We start from the raw sequence: 18,342 nt of genomic DNA on the forward strand, positions 1-18,342 counted from the left end.
TTTAAATTATTTATCTTCTGATAATAAAACTTCTCCTGACTTTATTGTGTATATATAATCACACAATTTATCAATATCATCTCTATTATGACTAGATAACAATATTGTTACACCTTTATTTTTTAAATCCAGTAATATCTTTCTTACAAGCTCTACCGAATCTTCATCTAATGAATTCATAGGTTCATCTAATATTAATAGTTTGGGATTTTCCATTAATGCTTGTGCTATTCCTAACTTTTGTCTCATCCCTAATGAGAATTTTTTTACTGGTCTTTTATCATCTGGATCTAAAGTCACAAGACTAATATAATGTTTAATTGTTTCATCATTAACTTTATTATTTATGCTAGCTAATATTTTTAGATTTTCAAAAGCAGAATATTGAGGAAGAAAACCTGGATTCTCAATTATTATTCCTGTTTCATCTGGAAAAACACCATTCTTTATAGATTTATCGAAAACATAAACTTCTCCAGACGTAGGATTTATTAACCCACATATAGATTTAAATAACATTGTCTTACCTGAACCATTTCTTCCAACAATACCATAAATATTACCCTCCTTAAATTCAACAGAAATATTTTTCAGTATATCTGTTCCATTCGCTTTTTTTGATAGGTTGTTTATTTTTATAATAACTTTATCAGTCATAATTTCCTCCTAAAATTTAACTACTAATCTAAAAATTTATAATCACTTTTAATAGTTCTAACTCTTCCTATTATATAAACGGAAAATATTAGTATAAACCAATAAAATATTCTAAATAATATAAATGAATAATTTGATATATTTTCAATTGGTGAAGTAATAAAATATATATTATTTGTAAATGATAATTTAGGCATAATACCACCTAATGAATCTAAAAATCTATTAATTGTATTTATAAATATAACTACAACAAGAGATAATCCATCTCTATTTAAAAATGAATCAATAACAAAATATAACAAGCCTTCTAAAAAGAAATATAAAATAACATACAAATTTATCAATAAAACATATATTATTGGGGTTATCTTACTAGTCAATATTTGAACACTATCTAAAGGAAAAAATATATCTTGTGTCCCTCCCATAATATGATAAAAATAATCACTCCATAAGTTTTCAAGTGGAAGAGTAACTATCCCCTCAGCAAATGAAAATAAGTTAATTAAAAGAGTAAATATTATTGATATTATAAATAATGTAATTACATTTATATTATATACTTCTAATTTGTTATTAAATTTTAAATAGTAATATTTATAAAAATTAGTTTTTTGATTTACATTATAAATTATCAAAAGATATCCTAATGAATAAACTACAAATAGAGCAAAGTAATTAAACTCTGTTATAAATAAATCAAAAATATTATGGTAATTTTCTTGTTTTAATAGATTGACAAATAAAGCAAAGTGATATAAAAGTAATGCAGTTAAAATTATTGTAATTTTATAAGATTTAAGTTTTAAAATAATATGATTATAAATCTTTTTCATTTCTATACAACACTCCCACATAAAATAACACTATACCTATAATAAACAATACAATTTGATAAATTAGTACTGGGATTTCACTTCCATTAACATTGGGTCTAAATAACACAGACATATTTAATTTGTTAATTCCAATATAATGAAACAAAGTTAGTGACAATATGTATATAAAAAATGGACATAAAAAAGATAAATATTTATTATTAATAAAAGGTGATAACCCCAGTGATAATGTTGCAAAAATAACATTAAATATAAATGATAATATAATAATGCAAATAGCATAAATCCATTTGCTTTTTGCATACCAAAAAACGTATGCACCTGTAACTTCAAATTGACTGTTAGGATTTGTTTTAATTCCAAAAATTAAACTTATAAAAATTAATATAACTATTAATGCTGCTGATATTATTATTCCACTAGAAATTGCATTAACAAATATACGTGATATAATATACTTCTTTCTATTCATTCTTGCATAAATAAACTTTAAGAACCCTGAATCTTTATCTTGTAAATAGGAATTAGAAAACACTAAAGCTGCTAATAATGGAGCAATAAAACCAAGTATACTTGCTCTACCAAATGCCCTAGTCATTAAAAAAATATCTACTGAATCATAAAATTTTTTAAAATGATTTACTTCAATATTAAAAATATTCCACTCATCACATACAATTCCGAAAAAACCTATTAACAAAGTAATTAAAGTAATTAAAAATGTTAATAATGCAGATTTTGAAAAAATTGCTCTCTTTAGCTCGTTTTTAATATAACATGACATCTTATTCTCTCCTTTTTCATGAGTTACTTACTCTATTACAAAAAATAACAGTATATAATATACTGTTATTTTTTGTATTATGGAGTAAATTTACCATTTACATCACACTCATGATTAGTAAACCAATCAGTTTTCATTCTCATCTTTAAATCCCAACCGTGATAGTCATTAGCATTGTCACCCTTATATGGAGTTTGAAATCTTCCTGTATGGTTAAAATTCATAGAATCAGTTAATTTTTTACCATCATCTGGATTAATGATCCACCATATAAAACCATCATTATCTTGATTCCAACCAAGATAATCAACAGTATTATAAGCTCTATCCTCTGTATCACTTTTCCTTGCAGATACCTTAGTATCTCGATATCCTTTTGCAGGCATTTGTAGCGAGTATCCTTTTGTTTGAGCGTTAGCAGCAATTGATAATAAAGAAATCCCCATTAGTAATGATACTGTTCCAAGAATAACTTTTCTCTTTATCATATTATCATCCCCTTTAATTATTTAAATAGTATAAAATAGATAGTTTGTCTACATATTTTATATAATAGCTATTCAGCCAGTTCGGTATATATATTCTCACACTATCCAAGTAATGTAAATATTTTTTCCCTTAAACGTATAAAATAAGACGTTAAAAATAAATATTTTATATTTTTTTGCAAATTATTCTTTTTATTCCTAAAAACAAGTTTTATAGACACTACTGTTTGATATCCCCCCCTTATAGTAGACAGTTAAAATAATAAAACTGTAACTATAGATGGAGCATTTTATTATGGGAAGAAAATCTAAGATATTGCCAGAAGTTACGATTAAGTTTATAGAATTTTATAGTACAAAAAGGTTACAAAGAAAATTAAAAGGTATGGCTCCACTTGAATATAGGAGCCACACCTTAGCAGCATAATTTTTTATTATTTATCCTGTCTACTTGACAGGGAGCAGTTCAGTTTAATGTATTTTTTAATTATTTAGAATTATATCTTTCAAAAATTTTATCTGCTATTTCTTCATTTATATTTTTCAAATTATTTAAATATAAGAAAGCACTTCCTTCATATTCCTGCTCTTCTCCAAATAAGCTTACTTCATAACAACTTCTTATAACATTTATAATACAATTTTCATAATGCTCTTCACTACAACTTTTACATCTTTTTAATATATCAGAAATTGCTGTAATAACTGTTTCTTGCTCATATACTCTTGTATCTGTTATAGGAATATTTTTATATCCATCTATAACATATGTTACTTTATTTTTTAAACATCCTTTAATACACTCTTTTCCATATCCAACTAAACACTTCTCTTTAGCACATCCATTACACTCTTCTTCCCCTAAACAGCATGGTGCTAATTTATTAACTAATTCATTAAAATTTACTTCTTTAAATGCAACTCCCATTTTAAATCCCCCATATCATTTATATATTAAAATTATAATTTTATTTAATAACTCATATTCTTAAAGTTTTATTTATATAACTAAAAATAACCCTTTAGTAAGTCAAAACATTTTTGATTTTTATTATTTAATAATTATTATCCATTAATAATTATTATAGCATATTTTTCTTTTAAATTCAAACTATTCCAAAATATAATTTATAATTTATAAAACATTAATAAGAGCACAAAAACTAACTGTGTTTATATTAAAATATCAATACAGTTAAAAATATAGATTGTCTAAAAAATAAAATTAAGAATATTTTTAAGTAAAATGATAAGACTAATAAAGAAAATTTGATTATGCCTTAAAGGGAGGATCTAATATGATTAATAAAAATACTTCTGATGCTTCATCAAGAAACTATCCTAAAAAAGTTAATAATGAAGAGCATCAAAAAAGCCCTTATGGAAAAGAGGAACCTTCTCCACGTACAACTTATAAATAATATATTTTTATTTTATAAAATTACAAAAATATGCTTTCTAAAACTTTGATTTATTTAATATATCATAATTAACCTAAAAAATATGATAATCAGCATTACAAAACTGATTATCATATTTTTTTATCCCAAGAATATTTAATTTATTTACTATATTTCATTATTCTTCTATTGCTTTAATAACTTTGCAAGAATGTCCTACCGTAAAAATGTTCACATTAGATCCAATCAATACATCTTCCCCAATTCTAACCTTTGCACAATCCGATATGGTACAATTATAATTTTCCCCCAAATGAATATCATAACCATAGTCACATCTAAATGACGGTTTAATAAATATATTTTCTACTTCTGAACCCAACAAATTTTTTAATAATCTCAATATCTACGTTCACTTAAAATACATTTATTATGCTAATTTTGACTTAATTAATTGTAGTTTCATTTCTTCAACAACTATTTCATCTATTTCCTGACTTATTCTTAAGCTATTTTCATTATTTATTCCAAATTCATGTATTGATTTATATAATTCTTCTCTTAATTTTAATCTTTTTCTTCTTAATTCATCTGAAATCATAATTAATCGCCCCCATGTTTAACTATTGGAATATATTGTAATAATTTTCTGCTATATTTTTAAACAGTGTTTATACTACAATATCAATATTCATTTAAAATATAGCATAATTTTAAAGTTCCGTTTACTTAATTATATCGATGCTTTTAACCATATCTAAAATTTCATCTTCCCCAAGACCATTTTCAGTTAAAATACTATATGATATATTATCCTTATTCCATTTTGCAAGATTTATTAAGTTCTTATCTCCACTTAAACTTATATTAATTTCATCAAAATTTATTGTTTTTTCTAGTTTATATTGATTATAGTCACCGCTTATATCTTTATCCTTTTTAGAAGTTCTAAAATTAATAGAGTTATTGTCACTTTTATTAGAATATGTTATTGAAACTACGCTATTTCCAATATAACTTATGGTACCTATTTTAAAGTTTGGAGGTAACTTCTTCGGAATTCCAAGCTCAAAATCAATCGATTTTTTCAATTCTTCCAAGCTTTCAAAATTTCTTTCATCTAATATTGTTCTCACTAACTGGCCACTAGCATTAGTTTGTTTTTTAGTTTCTGGACTACTATAAGGGGTATTCTTTATATTTTCATTATCTACTAAATTATTTTGTGGATTTGTACCTTTTTGATTAAACCGTTCATTGTCTGAAGGTAATTTACTTTGATTTCCTTCTTGGTTTACACCTTCATTTACATCTGATTGTTTCGTTTGGTTATCTCCATCATCTTTAATTAATGAAGAATCTATATTTGTAGAATTTACATTTTCTTTCCCATTTTCTTTTCTTTCCCTTGATTCTAAATTATCATTTTTTACTTCTTCGCTATTTTCCGTTCTTTCTGTTAAATCTGTATTTTGTGAAACATTCATTTGTTGTAAATTAGATTCTCCAAATTTAAGAAATTTCATAAATGAATTATTAGTTATACCACATAAAATAATTGCAAAACAAGCAGCATACATTGCTATATTATTAAACAATCTACTAGAAATTCTTTTAACTTCAACTTTCTCCTCTTTCCCATTCATATCATTAACATTAGAAAGTATTCGATTTTTCATATCTTCATCCATAATAATTTTATTCATTACATCCTTGTATTTCTTACTCAAAATCATATCCTCCTTTCAATGTTTTCTTAAGTATTTTTCTAGCTCTATGTAGTAAAGAACGTACTGTAGACTCTTTCTTACCAATTATCAATGCAATATTGGCTGTAGTATAGTCTTCATAATAAAATAAATGTATTACTTCTCTATATTTTATTGGTAAATTCATTACAGATTCAAATACATCGTCATTCCCCTCTGTATAATCGTCATAATGAGGAAGCTCTATTAATGGTTCCCTATATTTAAACCATGAAGATTTTAATTTATTTATACAAAGATTTCTAGTTACACAAAGAAGCCATGATTTTTTATGTTCTTCATCTTTAAAATCATCTTTATTTTTAATTAGCTTTATTAAAACATCTTGAAGTATATCTTCTGAATCATGGATATTTTTCATATAAGAATATGAAAGCCTAAGTAACATATTCCCATATTTCTCTAAATCTTCTGATATAATTTCATCCGTACGCAATGAAATGTCATCCATCATAATTACCCCCTCATTTATTAAAACAACTCAAGACGATAAAATGTTGCATATTATATTTTTATTTAGGTTATCTTTTAAGTAAATGCTGATATTGTAGTAATTGTAGTATCAACACTATAAAAAAAATAACGTTTATTTAAATAACTAATTCATAAATTTAATATATATACCCTAAATCAATAGTGTACATTTTGTAGCTAATAACATAGTATAAAATTAATCTTATTATTTAATTAGAATTATTTAATTAAGATATTATATTTTTAAACTTAATATGTTAACTACTAATCAGAATATAGTATCATAAAAAATAAATTATAAAAACTCAAAAGTATTTCTTACCTAATGGTATATACCAATTTAAAATGGTATAATATTAAAAAAATAGTCTAAATAATTGGTATTTTTTTAATTATTTATAAATTTATTACAATATAGATAAAAATTTAAAATAAGTTTATTAACTAAAGAAAATAAAAAAGGAGAGATTTTTATGAAGAGTATAAAAATTAAAATACTTGTACCTGTATTTATCATGCTTATGTTTTTTGTAAGTTTTATGACCATTCAATTTATTTATACAAACAATAATTTAAAATTAGTAAAAGAAATGAATGAAAAACATTTTACTACTAGCCTAATGTCTGATGAATTAAAACTTGATGTTGTACAAGTTCAACAATGGCTTACTGATATAAGTGCAACAAGAGCAGCTGAAGGATTTGATGATGGATTTGATACTGCTGAAAAATACGCTCAAAACGTAAAATCTATTATAAAAGAACTTAAAAAAATAAATCCTGAAAACTCAAATAATCTTGAGAATATAGAAAAAAGTTTTGATTTATATTATGAAACTGGAAAGAAGATGGCAAATTCATATATTAAAGGTGGTCCTCAAGAAGGTAACTTATATATGGAAGAGTTTGATACAACAGCAGAATCAATTAATGATAAAGTAGATAAATATAAAGAATATTCTACTAAAAATATTAGTGAATCTATATCTAATATAGAAACCTCTATAAGAAACACTATAATTCTTATAGTAATATCTATTATAATTTCAATAATAATAACTATAATGTCATGGGGATTTATTACTAAAAACATTGTAAATCCAATAATAAAAATTTTATCAAAATTAAAATCTATGGCTAATAGTGAAGGTGATTTAACTCAACATATTGATTTTACTAGTAATGATGAAATTGGTGAATTAGCAAAAAATTTCAATCTAATGCAAGAGTCTTTTAGAAATATAGTTAAAATTATTGTTAATGAATCTAATGTTGTTGAAGATAAACTTAAAAATACAAATAAAAACATTGATGAACTTGATTCTTTAATACAAGATATGTATGCTTCTACAGAAGAACTTTCTAGTGGGATGGAAGAAACAGCAGCTTCTACAGAAGAAGTAACTTTAATAACTTCTAAAATCAACTCTTATGTTGATTCAATCACAACAAAAGCAAAAAATGAATCTAAAAATTCATTATTAATTACAGAACGAGCTAATAAACTTAAAAATATAGCTATTAATTCTAAAGAAAAAGCAGAAAAGATTAATTTTGAAACTCAAGAAAAGCTTTTAGAAGCCATTGAAAAATCTAAAGAAGTAGAAAAAATTAATATTTTATCTGAAACAGTATTACAAATAGCATCTCAAACTAATTTATTATCATTAAATGCTTCAATTGAAGCAGAACGTGCAGGAGAAGCTGGAAAAGGATTTGCTGTTGTAGCTAACCAAATAAAAAAACTTGCAGATGACTCAAAAACTACTGTCTCTCAAATAAAAGCAGTTAATGATTTGATTATTAATACAGTTGAAAATTTAGTAACTAATTCAAAAGAAATGCTTGAATTTATAAATAACCAAGTTATACAAGACTATAATATGATAGTTAAAACTGGAGAACAGTATAATGACGATGCCCATATGATTAACGATATGACAATTGATTTTAGTGAAACTTCTAATAAAATGAGCATTTCAATTGGAACTGTTGTAGATTCTATAAATCAAATAAACGCTGCAAATAATGAATCTGCAAATGGAACAAATAATATTAGTAAAAAGATGAATATTATATCTGAGAAGTCTAATATTATGATAGATTTACTTGAAGAAGTTAATAATAGTACCATTAAATTAGTTTCTACAGTTAGTAATTTTAAAATTTAATTTTTTAAAATTCAATTAAAGTGCTATCCAGCCTATAAGATTTGGATAGCCTTTATCTTTATAAACTATTTATAAATTAATAAACACTTTATCCTAAAATACATCTATTATGCTTATCCTGTAAAATTGCAGATAAATACATATTGTCTTCTTAATTCTTTTTTATACCAATCTGTTTTTATAATACTCATATAAGCATCTACTATTTTTTTAATTTGAGATTCTTTAGTAAATTGCTCTACTAATCCAATTGTAAATAATAAAGTTATACTTAATGTAAGTAAATATTTTATATTGTTAGATATATCTTTAAATATAAACATAAAAATTGCACATAAAATTGATGCTCCTATTGAAAAATACGTTATACTATCTATTTTGTTTTTAGTATTTTTAATTTTTTCTAAAAGCTTGTCAATATTGCTAACATCTTTAAAGTATAATTCTAACTTATCCTTATATACCTCCATAAACTTAGCTAATACATATTTATGGCCTTCTTCATTAATTATAGTTGAAATTCTCATGCACATTACTAAAGAATATTCATATTCACTTATATCTTTATAAACATATTCATCTTTCTTTTCCAAACTTGGAATCTTTACATTTAATTTTCCCATATCACTAAGAACCAATTCATAATTATCATTTACAAGATTTATATAACTTTCTTTAATAATCTGTAATGGTTTTTCTATAGATTTATTATTAGCATATGTTTGATTTAATAAGTCTAAAATTGTCATTATTATCCTCCTTTTATATTGTCTAACCTTATTTTTATTATTTAAGCATTATATTAAGTACTAATTTAATTATAACAATTTCAAACAATTTTTGCCCCTTATTATGTAAAAAATTATTAAATTTAACCATTTGAAAATATGTTACCATATATTCTCGAATATTATATAGAATTCTTTATATAATATGTACATAACTTAATGAAAAGTTTATTTTTAATATGTTTAAGCCTAATATTATTTTTTGTTTTATGAATAAAAATAAAACTTTTGTTCTAAATTACCCCTGGGGTACCCCAGGTATACCCCAGGGGTATATAATTATTTGCACATATATTCAAAAAAGTAGTAGCTTTCTAATTAAAACTGAAAAGCTACTACTTTCTATTTTATATACACAATATTCTTATCTTTTAATTAAAGATTATATTTTGAACAATATTACTCTTCACTCTTACCTACAGATGAAAGTATCAAGCCCTTATTATGCTCTAGAGCCCAGCTTATGCCCCAATCATTTTGGAATATAAGTAAGTTTCTATCTTTAAGGTCTTTAACCTTTTTAGTATCTGATGTTAAATTTAAAGTGTCCATATCAACATCTTTATTTTCAATCCATCTAACATATCTATAAGATAATCTATCCATCTTAATATCAACGTTATATTCATTATTTAATCTATATTCAAGAACTTCAAATTGAAGTACACCAACAACCCCAACTATAATTTCTTCCATACCTATATGTATTTCTTTAAATACTTGAATTGCCCCTTCTTGAGCTATTTGAGTAACACCCTTTATGAATTGCTTTCTCTTCATAGTATCAACTGGTCTTACTCTTGCAAAATGTTCCGGTGCAAAGACTGGTATTCCTTCGAACTTAAATTTCTTTGATGGAGAACATAATGTATCACCTATTGAGAATATACCTGGATCAAATACACCTATAATATCTCCTGCATAAGCCTCTTCAACAATTTCTCTATCTTGAGCCATAAATTGTTGAGGTTGTGCAAGTTTAATCTTCTTTCCACCCTGAACATGATATACATCTTCACCTTTATTAAACTTACCTGAACAAATTCTCATAAATGCAATTCTATCTCTATGAGCTTTATTCATATTAGCTTGTATCTTAAATACAAATGCAGAAAATTTATCTTCAAATGGATCAATAAGTCCTTCTGTAGAATTTCTTGCAAGCGGTGATGTTGTCATCTCTAAGAAATGTTCTAAGAATGGTTCTACACCAAAGTTTGTTAATGCCGAACCAAAAAATACTGGTGTTAACTCACCTCTTCTTACAGCATCTAAGTCTAAATCATCTCCAGCAATATCTAGAAGTTCAATATCTTCCATTAACTTATCATGAAGTGCTTCTCCTAAAATTTCTCTAAACTTAGGATCATCTGGAGATCCTTCTATAGCCTCAACTTCATTTTGACCATGATTTCCTCCATTGAAAGCTATAATTCTATTATTATCTCTTTCATATACACCCTTGAATTCCTTACCTGAACCTATTGGCCAGTTCATTGGATAAGTTTTAATTCCTAATTCATTTTCAATATCTTCAAGTAAACCAAATGGATCTCTAGCTTCTCTGTCCATCTTATTTATAAAAGTAAAAATAGGCATTTCTCTTAAAGATGCAACATGGAATAACTTTCTTGTTTGATCCTCTATACCTTTTGCAGCATCTACAACCATTACTGCGCTATCTGCTGCCATAAGTGTTCTATATGTATCTTCTGAGAAGTCTTGGTGACCTGGAGTATCTAATATGTTAATACAATGACCATCATAGTTAAATTGCATAACAGAAGAAGTAACTGAGATACCTCTTTGCTTTTCTATTTCCATCCAGTCAGAAACTGCATGTTTAGATGATTTTCTAGCCTTAACAGAACCTGCAAGTCTTATAGCACCACCGTAAAGTAATAACTTTTCGGTTAAAGTTGTTTTACCAGCATCCGGATGGGAAATAATTGCAAAGGTTCTTCTCTTTTGAATTTCATTTATATAATCAGCCAAAAATGATTCCTCCCTAATATTTTAAATTACTTGTATCTTAAATCATGCTTAAATTATATCTTAAGCACTATAATAATATATAATTTCAAATTCTAAATAATAAAGTGATTACACCAAGTTTAAATTTACAATTACAAAACTTAATATTGTAAATTTAAAACCATTATTTATTTACTCTAAAAACATTCTGATTCTTATTTTTTTATAATTCCATGAACATAAAAAAACATATAAGTTGCAATGTATAATCTGCATTAAAAAATAATTATGTTTATTGCAGTAGACATATATAACACAAAATCATAAATGCAACTTATGTAAATCTAAAATTAAATTATGTTTTAAGTAAATATAAATTTTCATCTTAAAACATCTTCAAAAATAATTAAAATGCATTAATAGTAATAAAAATCACTTTAAGATTTTTTAGAGTTTAAACACATAAAAAAATGTGTCTTATTGCAAATACAATATTAATATTAAAATATATATTTGCAAATTACAATATACATAATTAGGTACATGAAATAAAATAATAGACCAAAGATGCGTTGTATATTCTGTGTCAGACAAGGAAGCAAGTTTGGCTAATAGCGAGCTATTAACTAAATTTACTGACGCAGTATGACGCAAAACAGACGAGCATACTGGTCTATTATTTTTTGAATGTGCCTTAAATCATATATATTGCCTAAAGTATTATATCATATAAAAGAGTTCAAATACACATTGATTCAACTCATTTTATAATCACCGTTAATATATCTTCTAAAATTAAGCACATGAGAAAGCTTTATTAGGACTATATAGTTTAACTTTAGTTATCCTTAATTATAGCCAAAATTTAAACTTATCAACAATTTATAAAAAAAATTTTTATTAATTGTACATTTTTTTAATTTTTGTTACTTATAAAAAAACTTAGAGCAACTTTAAAATAAGTTAACTCTAAGTCTGTTAAAACAATATTTTTTTCATTAACCCAATATAAACTATAGTTCCTACAAAAATATAGGTTATGCTATAAACAATCGGCATCATAAGTATATTTAATGAAAATTTAACTGCATTAATACAAGAACTAGTTATATTACTTACAGGAGGTAAAATCCACATAAATGTTTTCATGATGGGACACTCATTTACTATTGGTATTTTTACAATAGTAATAATTATAATTAAGAATAATATTAATATTGATTTATTTGAATTTCCAATAATTCTAGTTTGAAAAATCATTCCAAGCAATACTCCCATAAATGCAGATAATATAAGAATTAAAAAACCTAATACAATACTATCCACTCTAATTCCATCATTATTAAGACTACTAACTAATGGCCATATTACCCCTATTAATGATAATAAAATCCCTATAATAAACATAAATGCTATTTTTGAAATCCAATATAAATTTCCATTGTTTATCTTAAGAAATACGATTTGTTCTGTTCTCCAATCCTGCAATTCACAATAACCGAATCCCATCCATGTCATTATACAAAATACTACACTAACACAAATTGTAACATCTGATACAAAATCTACTGAGCCTGTACCATAATAAATCAACTGAAATAATAAATAAAATATAAATGGTACCATAAACTTATTATATTTAAGATATATTTTAGAATTATATTTTAATAATGCTATCATAATGTTCCTCCGTTTATTACTTAAAATATTTCAATATATAACCATAATTTAACATTTCCAAAAGTACTTTATTGCTACAACTTTCTTTTACCTTTAATTTCAAGATTCCTTGCTTCTCATCACATTCCAAAATATCTTCAAATTCTGAGATTAATTTTGTATTAGCTTTTTCTTCTTTTTCAAATATTAGCGTATTATATTTAACTTTTTCTATTTTAAGTTTTTCTAATTCAATTAGTTTCCTATCTTTAATTCTAATAACCCTACTAGATAACTTATCTACTAAAAATTGTTCATGGCAAGACATAATGACAGTTACGCCTTTAGATATTAAATTTTTAATAATTCTAATAAAATTCTTTTGTGAATTAATATCTTGTCCTGACAAAGGTTCATCTAATAATAATACATCAGAATTAGAAATTAATGCTTGAATTACTGCTACCTTTTGTAATGAGCCCTTAGATAAATACTTCATTGGAACATCTTTCATACTTTCTAAATAAAACTTTTCATAAAAATTATTTACCTTAAACTTAAATTCTTCTTTTTCTATATTATCTAAGTTTGCTATACATTTCAAATATTCTTCTACTGTTAAATTTAGTTTTGAATAATTCTCAGGTATATAATTGAACTTTATTCCTTTATCAATTATTACCTTACCACTACTCAAACTTGTAAGTCCGGATATCATTCTAAGAAAAGTACTTTTCCCCATTCCATTATTTCCTAAAATAGCTACACTTTCTCCTTTTTTAAAGTTGATATTCACTTTATCAAAAATTATCTTCTTTCCAAACTTCTTCGTTAAGTTCTCTACCTTAATTATATAGTCTTCCATATTTTTTCTACCTCGTAAAAATAGTAATGATATTTGCATGTCAGATTTTCTTAATTCTCCACAACAATTATCACTACTATCTTCAATATAAACATTAATTTAAAATTTATTTTATTGTTACTGTAAAACTAGTAGATGTCTTAGTTATTGAATCTACTGTTACTTTTGCTGAATATGTCCCACTAGCTGGTGCATTAAGATCTACACTAAATGTACCATCACTTTGTATTACAACAGCATTATTAATAACTTGTGGATTTAATGACGATCCACTCTTTAATAATTCAACTGCAGCAACTTTACCTGATTCACAATCTACCTTACCTGTTACAGTTACTTTACCTTTATCATCTGATGTAGGTGAAATATTTATTATTACAGGATTTTTAGGTTTTATTTTACAAGCTATATCTGATTTACTTGATACCTTATATGCTGTAGCCGTATTAGTATCTGAAGTTATCCCTGTCCATTCATAAGCAAATTCGCTAATTCCTGAAATTCCACTTATCATTGCAGGCGTTATTGTGATACTTACATTATCTTCTGCAAGTACTGCATCACCTGATTTAATTGATGTGCTAGTATTAGATTTATTATTTACTTCAGTTAAACTTACTCTACTTCTATTAATGTCTATTGAGCTCGTACCACTTAATGTAATATTAAATGTATAATAATTTAATATTTTAGAATTTGGTGCATTATTTATTTCAATTTGTTCTCCTATCTCTTTATTGTTAACAAATATCTTATAGATTCCATTTTCTAATCTCTTTGTTTTTACCTTACCTAATGCATCATTCATTACTGATATTGAAGTTCCTACGTTTCCATTATCTAATTTTTTCTTTAAGGTTATTGTTCCAACTCCATCCCATGCACTACCATCTTTATTAATAGTTATGATTGCTTCATAGCCTTTTTTCAATGCATCTTCTGCTGATTTTAATGCATTTGTTGCACTTTCTATTTGCGATAATGTTGAGTTTTGATTTTGTTCAACTTTTATAGCATTCATTACTGCTGGTACATATTTACTCCAAGTTTCTTGTGGATAATCTGTTTCAACCTTCTTCCAAGTAGTACGATCAACCTCCATAGCATTATCTAAAGCTGCTTTTAATTCTTCTCTTGCTTTTTTTAATTTATCTGCCGCTTCTGAGTTTGCATCATCATTTTTCTTCAATCTTGTTTGAGTCATAACTGCATCATTAAACGTCTTACTAATAATTCCAACTTCATCTACAGTGTATTCTAGAGGTCTATAAACACCCTTAGCAACCTCTGTTGTATATTTATTAGTTGATTCAATTAAATTTGCATAATCTGATTTATTTAATCCAAGAGCTTGTGCAGATTTACTGAATCCATCTGAATTAAATAAATTTACAAGGTTTGAATATTTAGTATCCCCAGCATCTTTTTTCATTGCATCATTAATAGCATTCAAGCCATCTAAAACCTCTTGAGCTATCTTATTAACATAGAAGTACCCTGATGATTCACGTTCCAATGCTCCTATTGTTATTTTAATTTTATATGCCCCTTTGCCTAGCCCTGTAAAATCAGTTGTAAGATTTCCATCTCCATCTATCTTCACATCTGATCCACTCTTTGTAGCAATTAAAGCACCATCTTTAAATAATTCAACCTTTGCATTTTGATTTTCATATTTATATATCTTCGCGGTAACTTTAGCATTACCTGAATTATCATTAGCTGCTACACCATTTATATTATTTATTATCACTTCATTTGGAGAAACTTCACAAACAAGTTCTACCTTCCCATGTGCTTTTAAATCTTTAATTGAGTATGAAGCAGATTTTGATTCTTCTAAACCATTAATATTTTTCCATGAATAAGTAAATTCTTTTGTCTCATTACTATTAGCATTCATTGTAAGCACTAAATCATTATTAACATCATCAAGTATAGCATCACCAGATTTAATTGATGAATAACCAGTTACAGTATTACCATATTTAGCAGTAATTTCACCATCTATAATATCTGAATTTTTCATTTCAAATTTTACTGTGTAATAATATAAATTTTCTTCAGGTAATTTAGTACTAGTACCCTTATCAGGTACTGTTATAGACTTCCCTGTAGGCTTTCCATCAACTAATATCTTATACTCTCCTTTAGTTAAAGTTGCCTTATATGAACTTTCTCCACCACGATCTGCTTTTATTGGAGTAGACAATCCTTTTTGGAAACTTATATTTCCCTTAAAATCAGTCCACTTACAATCATCAGTTGCACCGTTTTTATAAATATTAACAGTTACTAAATGTGCCCCTGTTAATGCATCCTTAGATGAATTTAAATAATTTATTGCACCTTCTACATTTGATAAAGGAGAATTATCATCACTTTCAACTTCTTTTGCATTTGTCAAAGCTAGCATATACCTATTCCAACTATCTTTAGTATTTTCTTCTTGTTGTGCTATTAGGTTTGTCCTTAAAGTTCCATCAGAATATTGTTCATTAATAGTTTTAGTTAATTTTTCTTTTGCCTCTTTTAATTTCTTATCTGATTCTGTTTTATTATCATTTTCCTGTTTTAATCTAGCTTGGCTTACAACAGCCATGTTAAATGTATTCGAAATTCCTACTGCTTCACTTTCAAGCTCTTTTTTATATGCGTTTTTATCAGAATTTCCTGATATATAATTTCTAGATTTTATATCATCATAAATTGCCTTTGCAACACCTAATTGATAAACTTGATTTTTATCAGATGGCAACTCTAATTCTTTATACTTATTATATTGGATTTCACTTGCTCCAATCGATAATATATTATTTTGAGTTAATTTTTCCTTAACTGCTAATACTTTTGCATCTTCATCACCTTGAATATTTACGGCATTATTTATTTCTTCTACTGCCTTACCTAATTTTGTATTAAATCTCTTAACATATGCAATAAAGTCCTTTGTTAAAGGAGTTGCATCTCCCTTTGAAATAGTAGCTGTTAATTTTACTTTTACATTATTACCATTACCCTCAGGTCTAGTTACTTTCCCAATAACATTATTCTTACTTGAAGGGTCTTCTTCAATAGTAATAACTTTATCAGTATCTCCATCAACATTATTAGCTGTCCATTTAATTGTAGTGCCATATGTTCCTGTCGTTGGTAAATTCAAATCTGAAGTTACTAAGCTTATATCACCTAATTTAAGAGCATCTGCGGCATTTTGAATATCACTATTTGATATATCATTCTTTGATAACACTTTAAACTCTTCTGAAACTGCACTTACCTTTCCTACTGTTACCTTCGCTGTAAATGTCCCTGCTACCATGTCTATAAATGTACATCCTATATATCCATTGCTATTTATTGCTACAGTTTGTGTTTTTCCTTCCACTACTTGTCCTGTAGTTTTATCAATTAATTCAATAGTTGCTTTTGTTCCAGATGCAAAATTCTTTGCGTTTGTAGTTACTTTAACGCTGCTTACTCCTGAATCATTAGTAAATACTTTAGATGTTACCTTTGCAAGTTGTAACTGTTGATTATCTGATCCATTATTTGACTCACTTCCAGAACCTGATTCTGATCCACCAGAAGAACCCTTTTTAACCCATTTAGCATGTAACTTAAGATTTGATCTTACTTTTGTATCATCTGTAAATTCCTTATCAAAATCTTCATCCTTGTACCATCCATCAAATTCATAGCCGTCTCTTGTAGGCTCATCTGGTAAGTCTATTGTTTTTCCTGGTTTTATTCCAGTTATTGATGATACCTTACTTCCCCCATTTGAATCAAAAGTGACCTTAAATTTAATCTTTACTTCTTTAACATCATCAAATATATCATCTTCATCCTCTTTATAAGAAGAATTATTTGAATTAGCCCCCCATGATTCACCATTTTCAGTATACGGAGGTTTAAACTTATCATCTAAGATGTTGTTATTTATATCAAAGCTCTTATTGGGAGTTGGTATTTTATCTCCTACTGCTATACCTTGTTGATTAAATGTATATGATCTACCATTTATAGAAACATTGCCTGTCTGCATAATTCCATTCCCACCAAAAGCATAAACCTTACCGTCAATTTCGATTATGCCTGTCTGCATTACACCAGTAGAATCTGTATAATACCATGCACCCCAGTCATTGATCCAACCTTTTCTCATGTTTCCACTATAATCAAAATAATACCACTTTCCATCAATTGATTTCCAACCTATTGCTTTAGAATTATCCTCTATCCAATTCCAATTTCCGTAATTATCTTTATTCCATGATGCTGAAACTCCAGTCGGTGCAACACTTAAAACAGTTGTAGCTGCAAGTACTGCTGCCACAGCCTTCTTTAAAAGAACATTTTTCATTTGATCTCTCCTAACCTAAAAAAGTAATATTAAATTTAATAATACTTTTTTTAAAAACATACTCTTTCACTTATTAAAATTTATTTAATAAATACATAAATATTT

17 protein-coding genes are annotated in these 18,342 nt (G+C 26.0%); 3 read left to right on the forward strand and 14 right to left on the reverse strand.

Annotation, left to right across the window (positions count from 1 at the left end):
- Positions 1-6: 6 nt before the first annotated feature.
- The 4 genes from ACYUET_RS06475 to ACYUET_RS06490 form a co-directional block, all read right to left on the reverse strand.
- Positions 7-657, reverse strand: coding sequence for an ABC transporter ATP-binding protein (locus tag ACYUET_RS06475; RefSeq protein WP_460278492.1), 651 nt, complete (start codon positions 655-657; stop codon positions 7-9).
- 23 nt (positions 658-680) lie between these two features.
- Entirely contained in the window at positions 681-1,496 is an 816-nt protein-coding gene (locus tag ACYUET_RS06480) for a hypothetical protein (RefSeq protein ID WP_460278493.1), read from the reverse strand.
- Positions 1,480-2,283: a hypothetical protein gene (locus tag ACYUET_RS06485; RefSeq protein ID WP_460278494.1), complete on the reverse strand. Its 804-nt coding sequence runs from the start codon at positions 2,281-2,283 to the stop codon at positions 1,480-1,482. Before ACYUET_RS06485 ends, ACYUET_RS06480 begins: the two co-directional genes overlap by 17 nt.
- Before the next feature lie 77 nt (positions 2,284-2,360).
- Positions 2,361-2,771 (reverse strand): hypothetical protein, encoded by a 411-nt coding sequence (locus tag ACYUET_RS06490; RefSeq protein ID WP_460278495.1) that lies wholly within the window; start codon positions 2,769-2,771, stop codon positions 2,361-2,363.
- Between the two features lie 295 nt (positions 2,772-3,066).
- On the opposite strand from ACYUET_RS06490, the gene ACYUET_RS06495 reads away from it, so the two are divergent.
- Entirely contained in the window at positions 3,067-3,198 is a 132-nt protein-coding gene (locus tag ACYUET_RS06495) for an IS3 family transposase (protein ID WP_460278496.1), read from the forward strand.
- Between the two features lie 60 nt (positions 3,199-3,258).
- Here ACYUET_RS06495 and ACYUET_RS06500 read toward each other — a convergent pair whose 3' ends face one another.
- Entirely contained in the window at positions 3,259-3,699 is a 441-nt protein-coding gene (locus tag ACYUET_RS06500) for a hypothetical protein (RefSeq protein ID WP_460278497.1), read from the reverse strand.
- 370 nt (positions 3,700-4,069) lie between these two features.
- Between ACYUET_RS06500 and ACYUET_RS06505 the strand changes: the two genes are divergently transcribed.
- On the forward strand, positions 4,070-4,192 hold the full coding sequence (locus tag ACYUET_RS06505; protein ID WP_460278498.1) for a hypothetical protein: 123 nt from the start codon (positions 4,070-4,072) through the stop codon (positions 4,190-4,192).
- A 157-nt stretch (positions 4,193-4,349) separates the two neighbouring features.
- Here ACYUET_RS06505 and ACYUET_RS06510 read toward each other — a convergent pair whose 3' ends face one another.
- From ACYUET_RS06510 to ACYUET_RS06525, 4 genes are all read right to left on the reverse strand, one after another.
- The gene (locus ACYUET_RS06510; protein WP_460278499.1) at positions 4,350-4,574 is read right to left on the reverse strand and encodes an LbetaH domain-containing protein; all 225 of its coding nucleotides are present in this window, start codon (positions 4,572-4,574) and stop codon (positions 4,350-4,352) included.
- A gap of 27 nt (positions 4,575-4,601) precedes the next feature.
- On the reverse strand, positions 4,602-4,772 hold the full coding sequence (locus ACYUET_RS06515) for a Spo0E family sporulation regulatory protein-aspartic acid phosphatase (RefSeq protein WP_460278500.1): 171 nt from the start codon (positions 4,770-4,772) through the stop codon (positions 4,602-4,604).
- 124 nt (positions 4,773-4,896) lie between these two features.
- Positions 4,897-5,901, reverse strand: coding sequence for a DUF4367 domain-containing protein (locus tag ACYUET_RS06520; RefSeq protein WP_460278501.1), 1,005 nt, complete (start codon positions 5,899-5,901; stop codon positions 4,897-4,899).
- Entirely contained in the window at positions 5,894-6,391 is a 498-nt protein-coding gene (locus ACYUET_RS06525) for a sigma-70 family RNA polymerase sigma factor (protein ID WP_460278502.1), read from the reverse strand. Before ACYUET_RS06525 ends, ACYUET_RS06520 begins: the two co-directional genes overlap by 8 nt.
- Before the next feature lie 496 nt (positions 6,392-6,887).
- Between ACYUET_RS06525 and ACYUET_RS06530 the strand changes: the two genes are divergently transcribed.
- The gene (locus tag ACYUET_RS06530; protein ID WP_460278503.1) at positions 6,888-8,585 is read left to right on the forward strand and encodes a methyl-accepting chemotaxis protein; all 1,698 of its coding nucleotides are present in this window, start codon (positions 6,888-6,890) and stop codon (positions 8,583-8,585) included.
- Positions 8,586-8,698: 113 nt separating this feature from the next.
- On the opposite strand, the gene ACYUET_RS06535 is transcribed toward ACYUET_RS06530, so the two are convergent.
- From ACYUET_RS06535 to ACYUET_RS06555, 5 genes are all read right to left on the reverse strand, one after another.
- Entirely contained in the window at positions 8,699-9,334 is a 636-nt protein-coding gene (locus tag ACYUET_RS06535; protein WP_460278504.1) for a hypothetical protein, read from the reverse strand.
- Between the two features lie 438 nt (positions 9,335-9,772).
- Entirely contained in the window at positions 9,773-11,368 is a 1,596-nt protein-coding gene (locus ACYUET_RS06540; RefSeq protein WP_460278505.1) for a peptide chain release factor 3, read from the reverse strand.
- 957 nt (positions 11,369-12,325) lie between these two features.
- Positions 12,326-13,027, reverse strand: coding sequence for a hypothetical protein (locus ACYUET_RS06545; RefSeq protein ID WP_460278506.1), 702 nt, complete (start codon positions 13,025-13,027; stop codon positions 12,326-12,328).
- Between the two features lie 16 nt (positions 13,028-13,043).
- Positions 13,044-13,871: an ATP-binding cassette domain-containing protein gene (locus ACYUET_RS06550; RefSeq protein WP_460278507.1), complete on the reverse strand. Its 828-nt coding sequence runs from the start codon at positions 13,869-13,871 to the stop codon at positions 13,044-13,046.
- A 106-nt stretch (positions 13,872-13,977) separates the two neighbouring features.
- A complete protein-coding gene (locus ACYUET_RS06555; RefSeq protein WP_460278508.1) occupies positions 13,978-18,237 on the reverse strand; it encodes an InlB B-repeat-containing protein in 4,260 nt (1,419 codons plus the stop codon).
- Positions 18,238-18,342 lie beyond the last annotated feature (105 nt).

It is taken from the genome of Clostridium sp. CTA-5, assembly GCF_054768135.1.

Bases quoted from the DNA above. Each gene is read 5' to 3' on its own strand.
- ACYUET_RS06475 (WP_460278492.1), bottom strand. From the start codon at position 657: ATGACTGATAAAGTTATTATAAAAATAAACAACCTATCAAAAAAAGCG.
- ACYUET_RS06480 (WP_460278493.1), bottom strand. From the start codon at position 1,496: ATGAAAAAGATTTATAATCATATTATTTTAAAACTTAAATCTTATAAA.
- ACYUET_RS06485 (WP_460278494.1), bottom strand. From the start codon at position 2,283: ATGTCATGTTATATTAAAAACGAGCTAAAGAGAGCAATTTTTTCAAAA.
- ACYUET_RS06490 (WP_460278495.1), bottom strand. From the start codon at position 2,771: ATGATAAAGAGAAAAGTTATTCTTGGAACAGTATCATTACTAATGGGG.
- ACYUET_RS06495 (WP_460278496.1), top strand. From the start codon at position 3,067: ATGGGAAGAAAATCTAAGATATTGCCAGAAGTTACGATTAAGTTTATA.
- ACYUET_RS06500 (WP_460278497.1), bottom strand. From the start codon at position 3,699: ATGGGAGTTGCATTTAAAGAAGTAAATTTTAATGAATTAGTTAATAAA.
- ACYUET_RS06505 (WP_460278498.1), top strand. From the start codon at position 4,070: ATGATTAATAAAAATACTTCTGATGCTTCATCAAGAAACTATCCTAAA.
- ACYUET_RS06515 (WP_460278500.1), bottom strand. From the start codon at position 4,772: ATGATTTCAGATGAATTAAGAAGAAAAAGATTAAAATTAAGAGAAGAA.
- ACYUET_RS06525 (WP_460278502.1), bottom strand. From the start codon at position 6,391: ATGGATGACATTTCATTGCGTACGGATGAAATTATATCAGAAGATTTA.
- ACYUET_RS06530 (WP_460278503.1), top strand. From the start codon at position 6,888: ATGAAGAGTATAAAAATTAAAATACTTGTACCTGTATTTATCATGCTT.
- ACYUET_RS06535 (WP_460278504.1), bottom strand. From the start codon at position 9,334: ATGACAATTTTAGACTTATTAAATCAAACATATGCTAATAATAAATCT.
- ACYUET_RS06545 (WP_460278506.1), bottom strand. From the start codon at position 13,027: ATGATAGCATTATTAAAATATAATTCTAAAATATATCTTAAATATAAT.
- ACYUET_RS06550 (WP_460278507.1), bottom strand. From the start codon at position 13,871: ATGGAAGACTATATAATTAAGGTAGAGAACTTAACGAAGAAGTTTGGA.
- ACYUET_RS06555 (WP_460278508.1), bottom strand. From the start codon at position 18,237: ATGAAAAATGTTCTTTTAAAGAAGGCTGTGGCAGCAGTACTTGCAGCT.